Annotated in this window: 20 protein-coding genes and 5 pseudogenes; 10 read left to right on the top strand and 15 right to left on the bottom strand. The window is 68.1% G+C overall.

Annotation, left to right across the window (positions count from 1 at the left end):
• Positions 1 to 18 precede the first annotated feature (18 nt).
• On the bottom strand, positions 19 to 165 hold the full coding sequence (locus IE277_RS50040) for a helix-turn-helix domain-containing protein (RefSeq protein ID WP_373311014.1): 147 nt from the start codon (positions 163 to 165) through the stop codon (positions 19 to 21).
• 156 nt (positions 166 to 321) lie between these two features.
• Between IE277_RS50040 and IE277_RS50295 the strand changes: the two are divergent.
• The 3 genes and pseudogenes from IE277_RS50295 to IE277_RS45310 all read left to right on the top strand — a co-directional run.
• Positions 322 to 666: pseudogene (locus IE277_RS50295) on the top strand (helicase associated domain-containing protein); the annotation flags it as partial.
• A 63-nt stretch (positions 667 to 729) separates the two neighbouring features.
• Positions 730 to 1806 carry a polyprenyl synthetase family protein gene (locus IE277_RS45315; RefSeq protein WP_189959793.1) on the top strand — a complete coding sequence of 359 codons (1077 nt, stop codon included), beginning with the start codon at positions 730 to 732 and terminating at the stop codon, positions 1804 to 1806.
• A gap of 657 nt (positions 1807 to 2463) precedes the next feature.
• Complete coding sequence (locus IE277_RS45310) at positions 2464 to 3228, top strand: dienelactone hydrolase family protein (protein WP_189959791.1); 765 nt, start codon at positions 2464 to 2466, stop codon at positions 3226 to 3228.
• A gap of 23 nt (positions 3229 to 3251) precedes the next feature.
• On the opposite strand, the gene IE277_RS45305 is transcribed toward IE277_RS45310, so the two are convergent.
• The 6 genes and pseudogenes from IE277_RS45305 to IE277_RS45280 all read right to left on the bottom strand — a co-directional run bounded on the left by IE277_RS45305 (position 3252) and on the right by IE277_RS45280 (position 8600).
• Complete coding sequence (locus tag IE277_RS45305) at positions 3252 to 3854, bottom strand: transposase (RefSeq protein WP_229882547.1); 603 nt, start codon at positions 3852 to 3854, stop codon at positions 3252 to 3254.
• A gap of 12 nt (positions 3855 to 3866) precedes the next feature.
• A pseudogene (locus IE277_RS45300) lies at positions 3867 to 4301 on the bottom strand (dihydrofolate reductase family protein); the annotation flags it as partial.
• A gap of 296 nt (positions 4302 to 4597) precedes the next feature.
• Positions 4598 to 5002 carry a hypothetical protein gene (locus tag IE277_RS45295; RefSeq protein WP_189959785.1) on the bottom strand — a complete coding sequence of 135 codons (405 nt, stop codon included), beginning with the start codon at positions 5000 to 5002 and terminating at the stop codon, positions 4598 to 4600.
• Between the two features lie 631 nt (positions 5003 to 5633).
• Entirely contained in the window at positions 5634 to 6071 is a 438-nt protein-coding gene (locus IE277_RS45290; RefSeq protein WP_229882546.1) for an HNH endonuclease family protein, read from the bottom strand.
• A gap of 543 nt (positions 6072 to 6614) precedes the next feature.
• Complete coding sequence (locus tag IE277_RS45285; RefSeq protein WP_189959783.1) at positions 6615 to 7115, bottom strand: hypothetical protein; 501 nt, start codon at positions 7113 to 7115, stop codon at positions 6615 to 6617.
• Between the two features lie 351 nt (positions 7116 to 7466).
• Positions 7467 to 8600, bottom strand: a complete 1134-nt coding sequence (locus tag IE277_RS45280; RefSeq protein ID WP_189959782.1) for a hypothetical protein — start codon at positions 8598 to 8600, stop codon at positions 7467 to 7469.
• 740 nt (positions 8601 to 9340) lie between these two features.
• Between IE277_RS45280 and IE277_RS45275 the strand changes: the two genes are divergently transcribed.
• The 3 genes from IE277_RS45275 to IE277_RS45265 all read left to right on the top strand — a co-directional run bounded on the left by IE277_RS45275 (position 9341) and on the right by IE277_RS45265 (position 12168).
• Positions 9341 to 9949, top strand: a complete 609-nt coding sequence (locus tag IE277_RS45275; RefSeq protein WP_189959796.1) for a hypothetical protein — start codon at positions 9341 to 9343, stop codon at positions 9947 to 9949.
• Between the two features lie 278 nt (positions 9950 to 10227).
• Entirely contained in the window at positions 10228 to 11655 is a 1428-nt protein-coding gene (locus tag IE277_RS45270; RefSeq protein ID WP_189959780.1) for a M14 family zinc carboxypeptidase, read from the top strand.
• A 24-nt stretch (positions 11656 to 11679) separates the two neighbouring features.
• Positions 11680 to 12168: a hypothetical protein gene (locus tag IE277_RS45265; protein WP_189959778.1), complete on the top strand. Its 489-nt coding sequence runs from the start codon at positions 11680 to 11682 to the stop codon at positions 12166 to 12168.
• Here the strand turns inward: IE277_RS45265 and IE277_RS50030 are convergent.
• Positions 12117 to 12800, bottom strand: a complete 684-nt coding sequence (locus IE277_RS50030) for an MFS transporter (RefSeq protein ID WP_373311013.1) — start codon at positions 12798 to 12800, stop codon at positions 12117 to 12119. The genes IE277_RS45265 and IE277_RS50030 overlap by 52 nt on opposite strands.
• Positions 12801 to 13280: 480 nt before the next feature.
• Here IE277_RS50030 and IE277_RS45255 point away from each other — a divergent pair, with 480 nt between their 5' ends.
• Entirely contained in the window at positions 13281 to 13454 is a 174-nt protein-coding gene (locus tag IE277_RS45255) for a hypothetical protein (protein ID WP_189959773.1), read from the top strand.
• Positions 13455 to 13800: 346 nt separating this feature from the next.
• Here IE277_RS45255 and IE277_RS45250 read toward each other — a convergent pair whose 3' ends face one another.
• The 4 genes from IE277_RS45250 to IE277_RS45235 all read right to left on the bottom strand — a co-directional run bounded on the left by IE277_RS45250 (position 13801) and on the right by IE277_RS45235 (position 17153).
• Positions 13801 to 14058: a hypothetical protein gene (locus IE277_RS45250; RefSeq protein ID WP_189959771.1), complete on the bottom strand. Its 258-nt coding sequence runs from the start codon at positions 14056 to 14058 to the stop codon at positions 13801 to 13803.
• A 429-nt stretch (positions 14059 to 14487) separates the two neighbouring features.
• Entirely contained in the window at positions 14488 to 15906 is a 1419-nt protein-coding gene (locus IE277_RS45245; protein WP_189959770.1) for a hypothetical protein, read from the bottom strand.
• Positions 15903 to 16421 (bottom strand): hypothetical protein, encoded by a 519-nt coding sequence (locus tag IE277_RS45240; protein WP_189959768.1) that lies wholly within the window; start codon positions 16419 to 16421, stop codon positions 15903 to 15905. Before IE277_RS45240 ends, IE277_RS45245 begins: the two co-directional genes overlap by 4 nt.
• Positions 16422 to 16679: 258 nt before the next feature.
• Entirely contained in the window at positions 16680 to 17153 is a 474-nt protein-coding gene (locus tag IE277_RS45235) for a GmrSD restriction endonuclease domain-containing protein (RefSeq protein ID WP_189959766.1), read from the bottom strand.
• A 202-nt stretch (positions 17154 to 17355) separates the two neighbouring features.
• Here IE277_RS45235 and IE277_RS48610 point away from each other — a divergent pair, with 202 nt between their 5' ends.
• The gene (locus IE277_RS48610) at positions 17356 to 17559 is read left to right on the top strand and encodes a histidine phosphatase family protein (RefSeq protein ID WP_229882544.1); all 204 of its coding nucleotides are present in this window, start codon (positions 17356 to 17358) and stop codon (positions 17557 to 17559) included.
• Between the two features lie 15 nt (positions 17560 to 17574).
• Here the strand turns inward: IE277_RS48610 and IE277_RS45225 are convergent.
• From IE277_RS45225 to IE277_RS48605, 3 genes and pseudogenes are all read right to left on the bottom strand, one after another.
• Positions 17575 to 17730 (bottom strand): annotated as a pseudogene (locus IE277_RS45225) (transposase); the annotation flags it as partial.
• 69 nt (positions 17731 to 17799) lie between these two features.
• Positions 17800 to 18783 (bottom strand): GNAT family N-acetyltransferase, encoded by a 984-nt coding sequence (locus IE277_RS45220; protein WP_189959765.1) that lies wholly within the window; start codon positions 18781 to 18783, stop codon positions 17800 to 17802.
• A gap of 99 nt (positions 18784 to 18882) precedes the next feature.
• Positions 18883 to 19166, bottom strand: a pseudogene (locus IE277_RS48605) (transposase); the annotation flags it as partial.
• Between the two features lie 103 nt (positions 19167 to 19269).
• On the opposite strand from IE277_RS48605, the gene IE277_RS45215 reads away from it, so the two are divergent.
• Positions 19270 to 19617: a VOC family protein gene (locus IE277_RS45215; protein WP_189959763.1), complete on the top strand. Its 348-nt coding sequence runs from the start codon at positions 19270 to 19272 to the stop codon at positions 19615 to 19617.
• Between the two features lie 637 nt (positions 19618 to 20254).
• Positions 20255 to 20837: pseudogene (locus IE277_RS45210) on the top strand (transposase); the annotation flags it as partial.
• Positions 20838 to 21235 lie beyond the last annotated feature (398 nt).

The following is a 21235-nucleotide window of genomic DNA, read 5'->3' as shown; positions in this document are numbered from 1 at the left end:
ATAGCCTCGAAGAAGAGATCACCGAGTGGCCGTCGATACACCACTCCAGCGGACGTGACCCAGATGGTTGAAGCGGTGCAGCCGGCGGCCGACTGTCTTGGGGCTGCACCTCAACTCATCCGCGATGGCAGCCACTCGCTGCCCGAACCAGCCCAGCTCGACCATCCGGGCCCACAGCACCAGATCACGAGGCGCCTTGCGTGCCCGCGCCAGTCGACACACGACCCGTTGCCCGCCTTCGTCACGGCTCGGCCGCGCCCGTAACACCACCGTCCAGCACCCGCCCCCGAGCACCCGAACCACCCCGCCACCAGGACATATACCCAGCGAAAGAGGAACCCGGCACTAGGCGCATGGATCGGGAATCAGCGGAGCAGGGCCTCGACGCTGACGTCGGAACGCGTCGAGCAGCGCTCCGACATCGGCATGCGCTGGACATATCCGCGTACGGACGGACAGCCGGGACGGGCCAGGAAGATCCTGTCTGCCAGCTGGCAGCTGGCGGGGGGGGTAAAGTTCAATGCGGTGGACGCAGCGAACGGTGCCCGTAGTCCGGCGCCGGCCATCCTTTCCTGTACGTGGCGATCGTTCGCCGGGTGTGAGACGGCGGGTGCGGACAGCCGTACATGGAGGGTCACGGAAAGTGCAAGCTCGTTGGTTGGGTGATACGGGTGGCGGGTTGACGGCCGGCCGCCGATGCTCCTCGTACTTGCTGCGCCAGGGAGAGTCATGACTGTTGAGATCACAGCCGATGTCCACGAGCGGCTGGCCGGGTACCGGGACCGTTTCGAGCCGTTGTTCGCCCGCTACTTCGACACGCTCGCCCAGCAGCAGCTCCCGCACAGCTCCTTCGTGCCCGAGGCGCTGGAGCTGGTGCGAGACATGTCGCTGCGCGGCGGCAAGCGGCTCCGCGTGGCGCTGCTGTACGAGGCAGCGCGGCTGGTGACCCCCGATCCCGTGGAGGGGCTGGAGGAGGCGGCGCTGAGCATCGAGTTGCTGCAGACGCACGGCCTGATCCATGACGACATCGTCGACGACTCCCCGGTGCGCCGGGGCGCGCGGTCGGTGTACTACGCCTACCGCGACCGCTATCCCGACCGCGAGCAGACTGCTCTGGGACTTGCGGTGCTGGCCGGTGACTTGGCCGCGTTCTGGTCAGTGCAGGTACTGCTGTGCGCGCCGGTGTCGCGTGAACTGTGCCAGGCCATGGCAGCGGTGCAGGCGACGGCGGGGGCGGACACAGTCGTCGGGCAGGTCCTCGATCTGGAGCGTGACTTCGGCCCGCTGCCCGACCGGGAGGTGCTGGATGCCGTGTCCGAGTACAAGAGCGCCCGGTACTCGGTGCTGGCCCCGCTGCAGCTGGGCCTGCTCGCGGCAGGCGCCGATCCGGCCGGCCACCACGAGGAACTGGCCCGCTACGCGCGGCTGGTCGGGGTGAGCGGCCAGCTGCGCGACGACTACCTCGACCTGTTCGCGGACACGGCCACGGTCGGCAAGCCGACGGGCTCCGATCTGCGAGCGGGCCGCCGCAGCTACGCGGTGTGCGCGCTCCTGGGCGCAACGGCCGGCCGGGACCGCGAGCTGGTGGAGGCCGCGCTCGCTGACCCGGACTGCCCGCCGGAGATGGTCGAGCAGGTCCAGGGCATCGCCCGGCACCACGGCGTCGACCGACAACTGCGCGCTGACAGCCGACGGATCGCCCAGGACGCGGCAGCTGTCGCGGCCGGCTGGCGGGGACGCTGGCGCGCGGACGCCGTCGAGTTCTTCGAACACCTCCCGCTGTGGGGCGCCCAGCGCATCTCGTGACCTCCGATTGGGTCCGCGCCAGTGCTGCATCAAGCAACGTTCGCCCTGTTTGCGTGGCGGCTGGGGCTAGACGATCAACGTTGGTTGATCCAGACGTCTGCGCCCGGAGCTGGAGGGGTTCTTCTTCCCCGACGATGACGACCGCGATCTGAGCGCGCTGCGGCATACCGACGCGCACCGGCTGGACGCGCCGGTCCCGTGCAGAGGGGTTGGCCCGGACCCACGGTTCCGCGGCGCGACTACGAGCTGCGCACCGCCTAGGCCCGCGCGGCCCCGGCGGTAGGGCTCGCGCCCGAGGTGCGCGGGCCCGAGGTGCGCGGGTCCGAGACTCCCCAGGAGCGGCGGTCGTCAGGCTCCTTCGCCGGCGTGGTGCTGTCACTCATTGAAGTGACCTGCGCTGCAGGTCCACGCGGGTGCCGGGCGGAGCAGTCCAAGTCGTCATGGAACGTCCGGAGCAGAGCCGGGCCTGACGCGCACGCGGCTGGAGCCGTCGGCTACTGGCCTGACACTCGGCACCACGCCCTGGGGGCGAAGTGAGTGCGGCCAGGAATTGGCAGGTGGTTGGGGGCTGGCGTGAGTCACAAATGGCTCGGGTTAACCTGGGGCGCCTGTAGTCGAACTGCGGGCATTCTTTGCTGCTCGTCCTGGGGGACAATCATGTCGGATCTTGTGTCGGTTTCTGCTCGTTGGACACGTTTGTCCGAGGGGCCGGACATCTATGTGGCCACACCGCTGACACATGAGCCTCGGGCGACCGTGGTGGTTGGCATGGAACTGTTCGGTGTCACGCGCTGGGTGGAGAAGGTGTGCGAGCGGCTGGCAGCGGCCGGTTACGTGGCGATTGCCCCGGACTTCTACTGGCGCCAGTCACGCCGTGCCGAACTGGGCTACGACGATGCCGGGCGCAAGGAAGGCTTCCGGCTACTCGGTCATCTGACGCGCGAGGGTGTCGTGGCCGACACCGAAGCAGCCCTCGCCGCCGGTGCGGAATTGGGTGCGGGGGCCGGCCGCGGATTCGTCGGCTTCTCCCTTGGCGGTCACCTCGGTGTCCTCGCGTCCACCTGCATGCCGCTGGACATGGTCGTTGACTGCTACGGCGGCTGGACCCTGGACGGCGGGATCCCACTGGCCGAGCCGGAACCGCCGCTGACACCCCACGGTGCAGCATCGATGGCCGCACACGGCACCACGCTGCTCGGTCTCGTCGGTGGACAGGACTTCCTCATCTCCAAGGACGAGTGGCAGCGGCTGGGGCAGCGCCTTGAGCAGGCCGGTATGCGTCATGAACTGATCGACTACCCGGCCGCCCAGCACGGCTTTCTGTGTGAGGACCGCCCCGAGAGCTACGACGCCGACGCGGCTGAAGACGCCTGGAAGCGCATCCTCAAGGCCCTGACCCAGCTGTGCCACCAGCAGGGCTGATCACAGCCACTCCTTGATGGCCGCTACCAGGACGGTCGCCTCGTAGCGGACCGCGAGTTTGATGCCCCTGTGGATGTCAACCGACAGGGGCTGGTACCGGGGATTTCCTCTTGGATGGAAGGAGGGCTTGGTGGATCTCGCGGGCGACGTAGCGTTTGAGGCATCGGATGGCTTCGCGTCGTGTCTGGCCCTCGGTGACGCGTCGCTCCAGGTAAGAACGGGTGCGGGTGTCCTATCTCGTAGGCGGGCGATGACGATGATGTGGAGCGCCGAATTGGCCTGCGATCGCCGTCGCGGTTGAGCCTGCGACGCTGGGTCTTTCCAGACGATGTTTCCACAGGGCTGACGCCGCAAAGGGCGGCAGAGGATGCCTCGCCGGCCATGCGGTCTGGGTTGTCGCCGGCTGCCGTCAACAGGGCCGTGTCCGGACCGACGCCGTAGAGATCCAGGAGCTTGGGTGCGCAGGCATTGATCGCTGTGCTGATCCGTTCTGTAAGGTCGTTGATCTCCTCGGTGAGATGCAAAATCCCCTTGTCCAGGAGCCGGAGCGTATGGCGGGATGCCGCTTGCGGGCCTGAGCCGGGTGTGGGCCTCAACTGCGAGCACGGGCGGATGAGAGTACCCATTCAGGACTTCGGGGAGGCCAGCACGTACTCGTCAATCAGCCCGGCCCGCATGGCCGCCCCGGCGAGCGTCGCGCCGCCGATGTCCATCGAGCCGCCGTCCTCGGCCTTGAGCCGGGTGATCTCGGCGACCGCGTCGCCGGTGACCAGGCGGGTGTTCCAGTCGGCCTTGTCGATCGTCGAGGAGAACACCACCTTCGGCATGTCCCGCCAGCGGCGCGCGAATTCGATCTCCGCCGGGGTGGCGTTGGGCTGCTGGTCGGCGGTCGGCCAGTAGCAGCTCATCGTCTGCCACAGCTTGCACCAGTACAGCGACAGGTCGGTCGCCTGCAACTGGTCGGACCAAAACCGGAACAGTTCGTCGCTCGGCACGCTCCAGCCGATGTCGTCGCCGGGCGCGGGGATGTAGCCGTCCAGGGTCAGGCTCATGCCGTAGATCAGTTTCCGCATGGCGCCAGCCTTCCGTGAGTCGGTCTCACGCGTACAGATCGGCGCGGCACGGGAACTCATCGGTGCGCGATCTGAGCTCGCATGGAGTCCTCGTGCTCGGTAGCTCAGCCGCAGACTCAACCAGCAGGTCACAGAAGATCGACATGTCATCGGTGGCGAGACCGTACATCAGCTGTAGCGTCTCAGAATTTCGTGGCGCAGTGTCGGTTGCGATGGCACAACGGTGGCACTCAGGCCACCGTTGTGAGACTCCCTGATCGAAGCGTTCACCCTTTCGGGTGACGGGGCCTTGTCCTCTACCAGGTGGCGGTGCAGTCCTCGTCGTTGGGATAGGAGTTGTCGCAGGCGAAGAGCTGGACCGTGGACTCGTCGGAGTAGGAATACGTTTTGCCCTCGGTCGGCAGGTACTTGGTCTTGTCGCTGGTCCAAAGGACCACGTAGACGGACACGCCGCGGCTGGCAGAGGTGAAGCCGTAGCGACCGTGGTAGCGGCCGTCGGAGTTGCGGTACCAAGTCCTCCAGACCGTCGCCGTGCGCTTGCCGTCCGGCAGCCACAGCGTGGTGGATTGGTAGGCCATTGGCTGCAAGGCCGTTTGAGGTGCCGCTATCGCCGCTTGAGCCGGGGCCGCCGTACCCATCAGTGCGGCCGCGAGACCGAGTGCACCGGCGGCGTCGGCGCATCGCCTGATCGTCTTGCGCATGCTTCCCCCTTCGGATCGAGTCCCTGCGCGGGACGTCGCTTGGGTTCATGCTCCACGACCGTGCTCACGGTTCATGGTTGCGGCCGGCGGAAGGAGGCGCATTGGGGACGTCCCACGTCCTGACCTGGGTTGACCAGGCGTTGGATGACGTCCGCGCGGGACGGGGAACGGCGGCGTGGCGGCTCTCAATCGGTGCGGCCCAGGCGCTCGTTCAGCGGAAGCAGGGGGCGGAGCAGCAGGCCGAGGCCGGCCTTGGCGGGCTCAACATCGATCGTCGGCGGTACGGTCCGGGTGGACCCCGTCTACATTCCGGATCATTTTCGCGGCGGCGGCTACGCGGGCGTCGTGACGGCCGAGATGAGCAGAGCCGCGCTGGCTATCGGCGCGCCGGACGTCGTCCTCTTCACGGACCCGACCAACCCCATGTCACCGACGTCACCGACGTCACCGGGGACAGATTCTCCGCCTCCGCACCGGAGACGAGCCAGGTCTGAGAAGTCGAAGGCGGCACAACGGCTCGCGCGAGGAAATGCCACGAATCCGAGACGGCAGACAGGCGCCGCGCGTGAGACAGCCTGAGAAGGTCCAGGCCAAAGCGTCGCTGCATGACACGGAAGTTGAGTACCTACAATCAGCCCAAGAACGCCGCAGCCGTCCCGGGCTTCGAGCAAAGAAAACGTGTGCAAAGCCACCTGCTCTGCACCGGGTCGATGCTCAGGCCCCACCAGGTCTTGTCCGCGACCCAGTCGGTGACGTACGGGCAGCGGTAGCCTGCGGCCGGCGGCAGCCAGGTCGTGGGGTCCTGGTCTGCCTTGGACCGCTTCGCGGCGGCGGAGACCGCGATCAGTGCGCGGTCGTCGCCGAGGTCGTCGGCGTAGGCCTCTCGCTCCTTCACGGTCCAGGCCGAGGCGCCGGAGTCGCAGGCTTCGGCGAGCAGGACCAGGTGGTCGACGTCGACGCCGCGCGCTCCCTGGATGTAGCGGTCGTCGTACGGCGAGTACCACTCGCCGCCGGTGAGCGTGCACTTCGGACCCTGCTCGGGTGCGACGACGGCCTCGGCCTTCAGCACCTCTGCCCGGGTGTTGCAGCCGTCCCTGTCGGCGTCGACCCAGTGCTTGAATTTGCTGCGCTCGTAGCCGGTACGGTCCTCGTTCCGGACCGGAAGCTGGGCCAGAACGTCCGGTACGGGGGCGATGTTCGTGGTGCCGGGGTCAGCGGCCGGGCGGCGTGGGCGGTCGTAGGGATGAGCAGGGCAGCGATCGCCGCCGTGGCAGCGGCAGTACTGGGCCAGTGACGGGTGGGTGTACCCGAACGGGCGGTACGTCTGATGGTCGGTTCTTCGGGTCGACCGCCCAGGATCCGTGCACGTGACGGACGTCCCCGAAGACCTGATCGAGCTGGAACGTACCGCCGAGCTGGAGCGTGCCCGCCTGGCAGGCGTCTCCGGTAAGGGGTACGACGCGCAGTGGCGCCGCTGGCGTGAGGCGTCTGAGGCCGCGCAGGCCGCGGCCACCGCTCACGCGGAGGAGACCGGGCGCAACCGATACGAGCTGGTGCAGTCGGTGAAGAAGGCTGTGCGACACATCGAGGAGGACTCGGCGGAGTACCAGTATCACCGACGGAAGGCGTGTCCATGGCGGGCCGGCGAGGTGGCGGCCCGCCATATCAGACAACGGATCAGCAGGCGTCGGCGAGTTCGGCCAGGCGCTGGTCGGGGTGGTGGAACTCGCCGCAGGCTTCCTCGACCTTGAGCCTGCACCGCGCGGCCGCCGCCTACGAAGGCACCCGCACCCGGGCCGAATAGGAAGCCGTCGCCGGCGAGCGGGCCATCGCCCAGGCCCAGCGCGCCCTCGTCACCGCCTTCACCGACCCCGGCCCCGGCCCCGGCCAGGCCGACGACGAAATCACCCTCGCCCGCCACCTCCTGGACGGCCTCGACCTGCGCGCCACCGCCTTCACCGTCGAGGTCGCAGACTTCCTGCGCGAGGCCGGCACCACTGGCGTGGAAGAACGGGCCGAGGTCCTGCGCACCGAGATCAGGGGCGTCGGACTGCCCACCATGCAGGTCACCTTCGAACTCGCCCTCGCCTTTCCACCACGCCGTCCAGAACACCCAGCACCTGACCGACACGATCAGCCGACTGCGCACCCTCACCGACAACGGCGACTACACGTACTACACAGAACTCGCCGCCTACATGGGCGAACTCCCCCACCAGCCGACCGCATCAACACGCCGGCTCGACGGCGAACGGACCACTCGCGAACGCTGGCGCACCCTGGTCACCGCCCGGCGCGAGTACTGGGGGGCACGAGCCAAGCCCGTTCCCGCCTTGCGAGACGACCCATTCGGCCGGCCCAGCAGGGGAGTACGACGTGCGCGAGGCCAGGCTCCCGGTCGTGCCCCGGGCCACCTGGCCTCACGTCTTCCGGCAGCCCACGGCGGCCGACGTCTTCTCCCAGGCTACTGAGCCCAGCTCCGCAGGCGCGGCTGGAGGAAGTAACCGACCTTCTTCGCGGCGGTGATGGCCGCGGCGGCCGGGCTGTCGGCACCGACCGGAACGTGCGGGTAGACGCAGTCGACCAGGTCGTACTCCGTGGCGTCATCGGCCCCGGCCCCGAGCACGGCGCAGTTCGGGCTGCCGGATCCACCGGACTCGGTCCACACCCCGGGCCAGTCCGGGTGCTGCTCGGTGACGTGCACGTCGCAGTGCTGGCACCGCACCTTCTGCTCCTTGCCGGTGAGCTTCCCGACCGGGCGGTCCTGAGCGGCATCGAGGACGTGGCCGACCCGCTGCGGGGACTCACCCCCCGGTCGGAAGTGCCCGCACACCGGCCCGAACTCGTTCTCCACGCTGACCAGCACGCCCGGCCAGTGCGGGTGCCGGTCGGTCACCGGCGCACTGCAACGGGCGCACGCGCGGGCGGACAGGCCGTGCGCGCGGAACAGGGCGAAAGCCTCCTCCGCCAGGCCCCAGCACAGGCCGCCATCGGGGCCATCGGCGAGCGGCACCAGGTCGAACAGCCCCATCTCCTGCTCCACCAGGCGCACATCCTCCCAGGCCCGCATCCCGGCCACCGGCACGCTCTGTGCCCAGCCGATGCGCGGCACGCTGGTGGTCGACGGCCGCTGCACCGCCTCCAGCCCGGGGTGGCGCAGGCTCTCGGGCACGTACGCGGCCATAGCGCGGCGCAGCTGCTGAACGGCCTGGTCCCGGTCGTCGGCGTCCAGCCAGCTCGTTTTCACCAACTCCCGCAGACCCAGCCGCGGGTACAGCGCCACCTCGTACCGCCAGCCGTCCGCGTCCTGGCGCAGGGTCTGCTCGTACTCGCCGGACTCGTCGAAGGAGAAGCACGACAGAACCCCGCCGGCCTTCTCCGCCGCCACGATGGCGTCGTCGACCGTCGCGTAGCTGTCGGCAAAGCCGCCCCTCGGCGTGGCCGTGATCCAGAAGAGGATGTCGTCCATCGACGTCGGCTGCGGCAGGCTCGCCGCCACAGTCGCAAACGTGGCAGCGGATCGTGACGCCGCCGCCTTGCGCTGCTTGGCCTGCTTCGCGTGCTTGGCCGCCCGCTTCTGCTGCGCTCTCTTCCCCATCGTGCCTACCCGTGTCGAAGTCGCTGCCGTATCGACTGGTAAACGGAATAGAGGGCAGTTCGTCACGTGGAATCCGGCGAACGAACCGAGCAGGGGCCAGTTCATCACGCAGGGCGAGTCGACACTCCGCTCGCCGCGTACCTGCTCCCCCCGGAAGCCGAGAAGGCCGGAAGGCCGTGTCCATGTTCTCCATGGACTGGTCGCGGGAGCTGGGAAGCCACAGCGGCTGGGCGACGCCGGCCAGGTGTCCTGAGCGGTGGGCGGAGCTCGTCGCGCCCCCACGTTCGGGGCGGCCGTCCAGCACCTGCTGCTCGACCAGGCCGAGATCGGTGCTCTGGAACATACCCGGGTCCACGCCGCCGACTCCGACCCGGACGGCGAAGACCTCCCCGCAGAAGACCTGGCCTCCGCCCTCAGCGAGGACCTGCTGCTGGCCCGCCTGCCGGCTCTGTGCCTGCCCGAGCTGGCTGAGCTGCCCAATCCGCAGGCGACGGCACGCAAGGCCCTGCATCACATCGCCCAACGGGTCCGCAACCACCCGCGTCTGCCCGACCTCGCCGCCGACCGGCCGCACGCGGCCACCAACCCGTCTCGCGTTCCGGGGCCAACTGCTCAGCCTGCCCGAGAAGCAAGCCGACGACTACGAATTCGACGGCCGTGTCCTGCGCCTCGCCGAGGACCTGGCCCTCCTCAGCGCCAACCCCGACCATCTCGCAGGGGCCTGCGTTCAGCCCGCCTCCATGGATCAGCCGGCCGTCGTCTCCCCCGCACCGAGCCGGACACTGATCCGCGTCATCGACCACATCGACCCCGACCACGACCGCCCAGCCCGGCTCCTGGAGCGCCACTCGGAGCACCGCCGGGCCGAGACCCTGACCGCCCTCGCCGCCGACCCGCACACCCCGCACGCCGCCGTCGGCGACGTCCTCCACATGCTGCACCCCGCCGAGCCGGCCTGGATCGCCGAGAAGGCCGAGCGCGGTCGCGCTGTTGCCGATCTGGTACGCGGCCCGCGGCGTCTCCAGCGCATCGAGAACCGGCTCGTACTGCTCCAGCCCAGCCACCCACCGCTGATCCGCCGAAGCCGTCGACCGCGCAGCATCGAACGCGGCCTCCGCACGCTCCAGCTCATCAGGCAGGAACATCAACTGCACGCTGGCGAAGTCGAGGTTCGCCTCACCCAGCGAAGCGACGTCCGCCTTCTCCGGCACGTCGAGGGTCTTGTCGTCCAGGCCCGTGTACTGGCGCCACTCCACCGACTCCAGCTCGCCGTACAGCTCTTCAGGATCGCCGGGCTGTCCTGCCCGGTGACGGCGTTGCGGGAGAGCTGGAGCGCGATCTGCCGCTGACGGGGCAGCGGCTCGTCTATCTACATCCACCAGATCTGTGGCAGGCCGACCTCGATCGCCGCGAGCGAGCGGTGTTTTCCGGACAGCACAATCAGCCGCCCGCTGCCGGCGACGGCTGGAGTCTATGCCCGGCCACCCGGTGCACCTGAGGCAGGCTGCGGCGCCCCGACCGTTCCGGCCGCGCGCACCGAGCCCCATGCCGTGCCGCTCGACCCATACCACTCACGCCATGGACATGCCATATTGGGAGAGACCATCCCCCACGAAAGGTCACCTCCATGGCACACAAACGCCTGGCGGGCCTGACCGCCGGTACCGTCATGGTCGCCGCCGCCCTGCTGCCGCAACTGGCGCATGCCACCACCGGCGTGGACGCCGCAGCGGGGCACGCCACCACCTCCGGCAGCGCCCACGGTGGGCACCGTACGGTCGTCATCTACCGCGTACCCACACGCCATCCGCGCACGGACGCGGAGCGCCTCGTCGACTCGGGGTACGACCTGCTGGAGAAACGACAGGGCAACAGCCTGTTCGTCTCCGGTGACACGTCGACCGCGACCGGACTGCGGCGGCTCGGCTTCAGCCCCGCCGTCGCCACCACACTGACCGAGGCGATCCCTTCCTCCGCCGCGGTGCCCCACGCCGTGGGCAACACCTACGACGGCGGCTACCACACGGTCACCGCCCAGTACTCCCACCTGGACGACACCGCGTCCCAACACCCCGGCCTCGCCAAGGTGGTGACATACGGCCAGTCATGGCTCAAGCAGCAAGGCAAGGGAGGCCGCGACCTCAAGGCGATATGCATCACCAAGATCCAGGCGGGCGACTGCGCGCTCAGCCCGAACTCGGCCAAGCCGCGCTTCTTCCTGATGAGTCAGATCCACGCCCGCGAACTGACGACCGGTGAGATGTCGTGGCGCTGGATCGACGCGCTGACCAGCCGCTACAGCAAGGACTCGGCGATCACCAAGCTGATGGACACCACCGAGATGTGGGTGGTGCCCGACGCCAACCCCGACGGCGTCGACATGGTCGCGGCAGGCGGCGACAATCCCGTACTGCAGCGCAAGAACGCCGACGACGCGCACGGCTCCCGGTGCGGGGTGAGCGCCTACAGCCAGATCGGCGTCGACCTCAACCGCAACGCCGGCACCCACTGGGGCGCCTCCGGCACCTCCGACGCGTCCTGCGACCAGACGTACGGCGGCCCCGCGGGCGACTCCGAGGTGGAGAACACCGCTCTGGAGAAGCTCTTCCGCGAACTGTTCCCCGCGGTGCGCACCGGCACCGGCGACACCGACCCCGCGCCGTCGACCGCCAAGGGCATGATGATCACCATGCACAGCGACGCCGGCATGGTGCTCTTCCCCTGGGAGTACGACGCCTCCGTGCACACCGGCAACGACACCGCCCTGCGCGCGCTGGCCGCCCACATGGCCTCACTGACCGGCTACCAGTACGGCCAGGCCGGCGAGATCCTCTACAACGCCTCCGGCGGGACCGACGACTGGACCTACGACAAGCTCGGCCTGGCCAGCTTCACCATCGAGATCGGTGACAGCGACGGCAGGGGCTGCGACGGCTTCACCCCCGCGTACTCCTGCCAGGACAGCTACTTCTGGCCGAAGATCGAACCCGCCCTCCTCTACGCCGCCCAGCACGCCGCGGCCCCCTACACCGCCACGTCCGCCACCCACCCCTGACACTAGGACCTTTCCGCGCTGCCGTTGCCCGCCGGCCGGCTGTTCGCCGGAAGCCGTCGCCATGCCGCAACGGCACCCCGCCCGGCGTGGACGGCAAAGCCCAACGCGCTGGTCGCCAAGGCGATCAGCGCGCAGACCTTCAGGACCCCTCATCCGGAGGGGCTCTGGGAGCACCGCGCCGACGGCATGACCGAGGACCGCGCCGAGCACCGTCATGCCCGCAATGGCTCCCAGCTGCACGGCGGTTTGCTGCATCCCGGAGGCCACGCCGACGGACTGAGCCGGTCCGTCCCGGACGACGAGATGGGTGGCGACGACGAACACGGGCGCCAGACCGGCACCGAGCAGCACGAGCCAGGGCGCACCCGCCCACGAGCCGTGCCCGACGCCCCACAGGCCCAGGAGCGCCGCCGCAGTGAGGATCAGGGCGGCGACGGCCAACGTGCCGCGGCCGACGCGCGTCAGCGCCCAGCCGGCCACGGGCGAGGCGATGACCATGGCGAGGGTGAGTGACAGCAGGCGCAGGCCGGTTTGGACGGGGCACTCGCCGACGACGCTCCGCAGGGTAGAGCGTGAAGAAGAACAGCGCACCGATCATCACGAACGAGGTGAGGGCCGTCAGCGTCGTCCCGACGCGGAAGGCGGTCGACCGGAGGAGCGACAGGGCGGGCAGCGGCAGGCTCCGGGTGGTGCCACCGCTCGGCGTCGCGCCGCGCACCGCTCCGGCGCCGACGACGAGTGCGCCGACCCCGATCGGTATGTTGAGCAGGAACACCGATTCCCAGCCGTTGTCCTCCAACCAGGAGCCCGGCGACGACCGGTCCGGCCGCGGTGGAGGCGGCCATGGCCATGCCCCTCGCCCCGACGGCGGCGCCGGGCCGGTCTCCGGGGAAAACGCCCCGCAGCAAACCCAGTCCCGAGGGCTGCAGCAGCGCGCCGAACAAGCCCTGGACGGCGCGCAGGCCGATCAGAAAGACGACCCGGTGCCCGCAGCGGTCGCCCAGAGGACCGGCTGGGATCAGAGCGATGGCGAGCATCAGCACATAACTGTTCGTCACCCATTCCAGCCCGGCGAGGCTGCCATGGAATTCCCTGGCGATGGCAGGGTTGGCGATGGCCACGGCGGTGGTGTCCAGGGTCACCATCATCGTGCCCAGGCAGACCGCGGCCAAGGTCCTCCACCGGCGGTGAGCGCGAGGCCGGCGGTGTCTGCCTCGGCTGTGCGGCGGGCGGGGGGATGAAGACGGCATCGGGGACCTCTTCCAGGTGAGGTGATGGGAGAGGCGGCCGACACTGGCGGAGGCCGATGTGCCGTGTCGCCCTTGTCGTTCCCCGCTGGTGTTCGGACCGTAGGTGCGGTAGAGCCCGCCCCGGTCCGGGCCCGGGGAGGGCGGCAAACTCGAAATCCACCGTCGTGTCAACCATTTCCCCAGGTACTAAAGGTTTCGACGCGCCGCTCCCTCACCTCGGCGTCCAGCATCCCCCGGAGAAAGGAATGCCAGGAATGCGTTGGAACGATGTGTACCTGCATGCCTCTGCCGCCTGGCTGGGCGATCTCGTGCCGGTCGCCGAGGCCGTGGCCATGGACCGATACGACGCCGGCTTCGTACATTCAGCACCACACCGTGGGCGGCACGGCGTCCGCGCTCGACATACAACAGGCATGCAACAGCGGGATCTCGGCACTGGCCCTGGCACTGGCCCTGGCCCTGGCTGCCGGCTACCTCTCGGCCGGCCGCTCGGCCGCTGCCGCTCTGATCACCACCGCGGACCGCTACATCCTCCCGGACAACCGGTGACGGACCCGCAACAGCACCTCCTCAAACGCCGAAGCCCAGACCCAGGCCGCACATCGTCTTGCATGATCAGCACAACAGCGATTACAGGAAGAGCTACTGGTGCGGATCGGTCACCGCTTCGGCCGCGTGGATCTGCGACGGCGGATGCGGGCCTATGTGCATGGCCTGCTCGGGCCGGTGGGCAGGAAGAACAGCTGGCAGTTGGCCGAGCATCTCCCCATCGATGGCCCGCTTGCACGGCCGGCCCACTCTCATCCGTCATGCGGGAACCCTACGGACGCCCTCTTCCCCGCCGACACCCGCGAACGGCTCCTCAGACGGTGGCTTTCCTTGTGGGCATGCGAAGTCAGGCATCCTTGATGATCGCGGCGGGAAGTTCGCCGGTGAGGATCGCTCCCTTCGGTAGGGCCAGACCGAAGCGCTGTTCCAGGATGTCCATGGGCCGCCGTTTGTCGGCCTCCAGTGCGGCGACCAGCTCGGCGTTGTCTCCAAGGACATCGACGACTCCTGCCCAGTCGTCGTCGTTGAGGTCACACATCGCCTCGTACACCGAGTCATGGCTGTAGCAGAAATACGGAGGAGGGACGTTCGGGTGCTCTGCCATGAAATACAGCTCGTAAATGTACGCGCCGTCGAGGAGATCGAGGGCGTCGCATGCCGGCTGAGGGTGCCGTACCAGGTGCCGTAGCCGACAGCGAAAGAAAGGTCGCCAACCGACCCGTAGCGCACACCCACGGTGTCGTACATGGGCTTGCCCCGGTCGAGTTCGAGCAGCTCGAGCTCGAATGCTTCATGTGTGCGCAGGCCCATAAAGCGAGGCTCAGCATCAGGGACCAAGCGGTGTACAAGGTCCTGGGGGCCAATACCCCGCGCGAAGACAACGCAGAAACCCATGGGGAGCGGGTCCGGCACCTCTGCGAGCCACTGAAGGCCGTCGGTCATGGGTCTCTCCTGGCGGAAAGGGGGCGGCGCCACCGTAGTCGATGGGCGCCGCCCCTGTACGTCGGTCGGTCAGGTCACTTGACCTTGCACTTCACGGTCGCTGCGGCTGCGCTGCACCCTGCGAACTCGGGGGCGTAGTACCAGTAGGCGAGTACGTCTGCACACACTGATCGCCCGACGAGACAGGGTTGAGTCCGTCAGGGGCCGGCATGCCGCCGCTGTTGGCGGCGGAGGCGTAGCAGAACTCGTCGCAGGACCTTGGATCGTTGTTCTTGGGCGTGTTGCCCGGAAGGGTGGTCGTATCTGGATTACCCGACTTTGCGGCCCAACCTGACGGACAGATCACGCCGCGGTTCTGGGTCGGTGTACGGCCGCTGGCGCTTCCCTTGGCCGGCAAGTACAACAGCGGCTCGTCGGCCGGCTTGCTTCCGGGGTGGTTGGGCAGCTTGGCCTGCGTCATCCACGCGTGCGCGACAGCAGCCGGGAATTTCTTGAAGTTCATGACCCAGGTCAGCTTGTACGCGGAGAAGACACATCCTGGCGTGGCCGTCGCCACCGCGTCACAGCGGATGTCGAGATCAGGGACGGAGTTGCCGATGTTTCCGTCGGGGAAAGCGTCCGGTACCTGATCGGGTACGGTGCCGTTCCACTCCCAGATGAGCTGCACAGGGACGACGTTGCCGGCCGTGACACCGGTGACGGTGTGCGTGAACGTCGCGGTTGTGTCGTGGTAGTCGACGCCGGTGGTCGACCAGGTGGGCGGCGGCGACCACGTGGGGGCGCTGGTGGTGCACTTGCTGGGTGAAGGTGTTCGAGTCGATGGCCGTCTTGATCTCGATCGCGAGGCGAAGACAGCGCGACCCACCGGCCAGGTTTCCCCGTTGGGGAGCTTGGTGTAGACCGTGTTGGTGATTTCGTTCGCCTTCTTCACGCAGCCTTCGGTGCGTTTGATGTAGTCCTTGCCAACCGCAGCCCCGTCGCACCAGGAGACGAGGCTGGACGCACCGATGGCGCGCAGCCCCTTCGCCACGTGCGCACGCTCGTCAGGCGTCATGTCCGCAGGCTTGCCGACTGTGGCGCAGTAGATCTTGTCGCCTGTTTCCTTGCAGCCCTTGCCGAGCGGCGTCGGCAGCTTGTTCCTGCTGAGTGAGTCAGGGTTGCCGGGGGACGAGTTGACGTGATCGTTGCTGACCTGCGGTTCCTGGTACTTTGCCAGGTCAACGGCCGGCGCGTCCTTGTCCGGCTCGGGAAGTGTGACGTCGACGGCGTGGTCCCGGACCGTGAACGTCGCCCACGGAGACCACGTCTGCTCGTACAGGCTGCCGTCGAATGCGGAGGTACGGAAGGCGTACGTCCAGCCGGGGTGGAGGTAGCCGTAGTCGATGGTGGCGGAGGCTCTCTCACCCGACTTGACGTAGCCGGAGACGGGCATGCCGTACTGGTTCTTGTCGGTATCGACGTGTGCCTTGGGCGTGCCGTCCGGGTTCACGGTCCACACGTCGAACGTCAAGTCGCTCTTGTCGCCGTCCGGACGGTCACGGTGTCGCGCAGGGTCACGGTCGTACGGTCGACCTGCCACTTGCCATCGACCTTGTGCCAGGTCGGGCCGGCCTCCGGGTTCTTCCCGGAGCTGGGCCGTCCTCCCCCGCCGGCAGCCGCGAGGGCCTTGCCGTGCAGTTCGGGTCCCGCGGCTGGAGTCGCCGACGGCGGCGCAGTGAGCGCCGGTTCGGCTTGGTCGCGGTCGAGGTGGCGGATGCGGTCCCTGCCGCGGTGAAGGGGACCACGGCCAGGAGCACCCCGCAACCGGTCCTCGCGCACGTCCGCGGTGAGTGCAACGCGCGCTCGGTCGAACGGACGGCGATCGCCGTCGCTGATCTGCAACCACCAGTCGTGGAGAACAACGTCCTTGCGGATGCGGCCGTCGGCGAACGTGAACCACGCGGTGGCGCCGTACAGGTTGAGCGGCAGGCGCGGGCCTTCACCCAGTCCTACGCCTTCCGGGGCAGACGTAGCCCGGTCCCCCACGGCTTCCCGTACGCCGCCAGGCAGACGAGCTCGGCATCACTGAACAGAGGCGGGCAGCCCTGCCATCGCGTCACCCCGATCTCCTGCTCGGGCACGGCATAGGCACGGCCTTCATGCCCAGCATCAACAGCCCCGGTGGGGCAGGCCACCGGACCAAGGCCTCACCCCGAACGAACGCGAGACCTCCGGGCCTCACCCATCGGACAGGCCCCAGCCCGGTCCGGTCGGCCATCCGCGCCGCCGAGGCACACGGCCAGATCAGTTCGTGCAGCCGCCCAGCATCCAGGACAGCGGCGACTTCTCCTTGTCCGTGGTCGTCAGCTTCCACACCGACTTCACGTGCGTGTAGCCCTCGGCATACGTGCACCAAACCCCATGACTGGCGGGCTTCCAGTCGGCCGGCCCACTGTCGCCCTTCGCCGAGTTCGACGACTCCGACGCGATCAGCAGCTGAGGGTCCTTGAGATAGTCGCCGAAGGCCTCGCGCTGATCAGCGGTCCAGGTGCCGGCGCCGGAGCGCCAGGCCTCGGCAAGGGGGACCATGTGGTCGAAGGTGGCCTCGGCGACGTCGGTGACCGTGGTGGAATGCGGCGCAGCCACCTTCAACGCGGACACTTCTGCGCGGGCCGTCGCCGACGACGGCGGCGCGGGAGGATCGGCAAGGTCCGGGGCGGCGCTGACCCCGAGCAGGAGCAGGGCAGCGGTGGGCAGGCCGTAGAAAGCGCGGCGCATGAACTCTCCAAAGAATGTGGGGGGTTGGAAATGCGTGTATGGGGAAACCGCAGCGATGGCACGATGTGCGACGCGCGTCTACCTGTTGCGAACAACTCCCCCACAGCCCCTTGCTGGGACCTGTGGCGCGACGGCATCATTTCCAGGCGACGCCGACCACCCAGGCGAGCAGCTCGCGCAGGTAGCCACGCGCACCGGCACGGTGCTGGACCGCATCCGCGCGCTGCTGAGCGGCGGCGACGTCGCCGTCGTCGCGCACGGCCATGTGGCGCGCGTCCTCACCGTCCGCTGGCTCGGCCTCGATGCGTCCGCGAGCCCACTGCTCGGCCACCCGCATCCGGGCACGCTCAGCTTTCTCGCCACCGAGAACGGGCAACCCATCATCTCCGCCTGGAACGTCCCGTAGCCCGGGCCCACCGCGTCACATCTGACGCGCGAGGCGCCGGAAGCGGGTCAGCGCAGCGGCAATACCAGCGAAGGCAAGGACGTGCTCGGCCTTACGTTCGTAGCGGCGGTGCAGTCGGCGGCATCCGGCGAACCAGGAGATGGTGCGCTCGACGGTCCACCGGGGACGCCCAGGCAGCTGGGCTGGGAGGAGGAATCGCCAAATCCTGTGGAGTGACCGGACAGTCAAATGACCGGTTGATCAAGCAAGCGGCTTGCGGTAACGGACGTACTCGTTCTGCCGCCGGAACCCCGCGCTCTCGTAAAGATCGTAGGACCGGTGAGGATTTGCCGTGCCCGTGAACAGTCGCGCAGTCGTTGCACCCTGCTCACGAAGACTTCGCAGCCCGTCCAGCAGTAGGAGCCGGCCGATTCCTAGGCGTCGTTGGTCCGTCCGGACACTCAGCTCTTCGACCTCGCCCACGGTGTGGTGGTGACGGCGGATGGAGCAGAGGGCGACGCCGACCATGTCCTGACCGTTCCATGCAGCTCTCCAGCATGCGGGGTCGGCGGTGTCGACGAATTCCTGGAAAGTCCATTTCTGAGTGAAACCGGTATTCGCATACGAATCGACGACCGTCCTCCAGGCTGCGCGGTAGTCGCTTGTCCCGATCGGCCCCGTCCGCATCCCGGCCGGCAGTTCGCTGTCCAGCTCGGGCAACTGCTGCAGAGTGCCCAGCTTCAGCTCGACCAGGCTGAAGACACGTCGGTAGCCGGCTGCGAGCAGTAGCGCCGTGGAGTCCTGCTCGGAGGCCATGGCGTTCGCGCCGATCACTGCAGTCCGTACTGTTCCATGCTGTACGACGAGCTGGCGGATCCGCTCTTCGGCCCAGCTCAGCATGGCTGAGCCGATGCCCTGCCTGCGGTGTTCGGGCAAGAGGTAGCCGCGGTGCAGGTATAGCCACGTATCGTCCCGCTCCTGCCACCATCGGATCGTCGAGTAGCCAACGACGCTCCCGTCGTGCACCACCAGGATCTGGTTCTTGGACGGCTCCTCCAGCTTGGCAGAGACTTCGGCGATCTCGGGCGCTGCCGGAAGCCCTTCCACAACCGAATGGGTGTCGACCCGGTCCCGTTCCGCACAACCCAGACGCACCGCGGCCATGGGGCCGTGGTCTTCGTCGCCGCGATACGGTCGGAAGCCGAAGCCGACCGGAAGGTCCTGTCCTGGCATGCCGTCCAACATGCCAGGATGATCTCGAACTTCGAGGCAGGTCCGCCACCCTATTCATGCCGCAGTCGTCTGCGGCCTTTCAACGAGCCGACCGCGTTCGAAGCGGGTCCCCACATTTACGATCTTGTGAAGCCAGCACCTCTGATGGCGGGTCTCGGGGAACACCTCGGCCAGGGTGCCGTCCACGCGCACTCCCATCAGTACGAGCACGCACAACTTCGCCTCCCGCAAGCGTATGTGCACGTGGATGCCGTCGGCCCATGCGTAGACGTAGTCGCTGCCGGACAGATCGCGCTCGCAGAACGTCTGGTGGTCGGCCTGCCACTGCTGGTGAGCCGGGTGACCGTCGCCGGTGACAGGCCCGCAGAGCTGCCGAGGAACTGCTCCAGGGCGGGCACGAGGTGTCAGGGTCTGTTGCGAAAGTATGTGCTCTGGCGGATGTGCTGTAGTACTCCTGGGAGTTCCCGAGACACGTCTGTTCTCACTTGGAGTCGTCCGATGACCGTTCGTCGCGTCGTGCCCAACATCCAGTCAGAGGCTGTGCAGGAGAGCCGGGAGTTCTACGGTCTGCTGGGCTTCGAGGAGGTCATGAACCACGGCTGGATCATGACACTCGCCTCCCCCTCCAGCCCGGCAGCACAGATCAGCGTCATGACCGGCGACAAGACGGCGCCGCTCACCCCCGACATGAGCGTAGAGGTGGACGACGTGGATGCGGCCTACGCGCTCATGCAGCAGAGCGGTGCGGAGATCATTCACCCCTTGCAGGACGAGGAATGGGGAGTACGGCGGTTCTTCGTCCGCGACCCCAACGGCCGCGTGATCAACGTGCTGGGCCACCGCTGACACCTCCCCCGCGCCATCAGGTGTTCGTCACAGCCACTCGTCAAGGACCGCGACCTCAATGCCCCTGATGTCAACCAGCGGATCTCTGCTCGGGAGCAGAGCAGGGCATGAGGATGGCGTGGCAGACCGCGCGGGCGACGCAGCGTTGGAGTCGTCTGAGGCAAGTCAAGTGGCGTCTTCAGCAAGAGGATTGTGGGCTGATCCATCGACTCGCGGATGAAGTCACGCCTCGCCGTGACCGCAGTGACCAACGTTGTTGCCCGGCGTGAGAACGTCGCTGAGTGCATTCTGTACACCGATCGGCGTTCTCAGCTCCGGTCACGGAAATTCGTCCGGGCACTCGACAGCCACGGGATGGCCGGTTCGACAGGAAGGGTCGGAGCAATGCTCATGACCTGTGGATCGGCCTCGGGCTGGACGCGGAGGGCGTACCTTCCCGAGTGATCGACTTCTGGTCATCGAGTGGGCTGACGTTGCGCCGTCGGCCGGGAAGGCACGCCCGTGCTGAGCGCAGTGAATGCCGATGGAACGACCGAGACTGGCTTCCTGATCGACGACATCGTCCGCGAAGGTGCGAGGCGGATGCTGGCCGCCGCGCTGGAGGCCGAAGTCAACGCCTATATAGGCGAAGTCCTGAGTCCTGGTGCTGATGGGCGTGCGCGCGGATGGCACCGAAGAGCTGATCGCCGTGGCCGACGGCTACCGCGAATCCGCCGATTCCTGGGCCGACTTGCTGCCGGACTGCCGACGACGGGGCATGTGTGCTCCCGTCCTCGCGGTCGGCGACGACGCCCTGGGCTCCTGGAAGTCCCTGGCCGAAGTGTTCCCCGTCCCCCGGCACCAGAGGTGCTGGGTTCACAAGATCGCCAACGTCGCGAACGCCCTGCCGAAGTCCGCGCAGCCCGGCGCGAAGAAGACCCTGCAGGAGATCTACAACGCCGAGGGCCGCGACGTTCTACGACTTCCCCACCGAGCACTGGATCCAACTGCGGACCACGAATCCGATCAAGTCGACCTTAGCCACCGTCCGACTGCGGACCAAGGTCACCCCCGGAGCCGGCAGCGCGGCCCCCGCGCTGGCCACAGTCTTCAAGCTCATCGAGTCCGCCCGGCAACGATGGCGGGCCGTGAACGCACCCCACCTCGTCGCCCTCGTCCGCGCCGGAGCCCGCTTCGAACGCGGTCACCTCCTCGAACGCCCCGAGCCCGCCGCGGCATGACCGCAGACTTCGCAGGACCGAGGGCCGCCCACCCCGATCTGTGACGGGACCGGTGTGGGTCGGTGCCGGCGTCGGCTGATGACCGGCCATCGAAACGCGTCGAAGCGCCGCAGCCATCGTTGCCAGAGGCCGACTCGGTTGCCATCAGGATCGTGGAACACGGCGATCTTCCCAAGTCCGGGAATCTCCCAAGGGGGAACCGCGCAGCTGCCGCCGAGCCCCTTGGCCCGTTCGAAGGGCGCCTGCCGAGCGTCGCGGGGGTGACGGGCTGTCCGGTCCGGCGCCCGGGGGTTCCCCGCCTTGCGAAGCACGCATGGATGGGTGTCTCCCGACCTGGAGGCTGGGGGCGCCGCGCGCTGATCCGGCCTGATCCGTGAGAGAGGGCCGCCGGGCGGGCC

This window comes from Streptomyces alanosinicus (genome assembly GCF_014650595.1).
Lineage (GTDB): Bacteria > Actinomycetota > Actinomycetes > Streptomycetales > Streptomycetaceae > Streptomyces > Streptomyces alanosinicus.
Note: the sequence above shows the minus strand (reverse complement) of the source record. Positions and strands in the feature narration are given on the sequence as shown.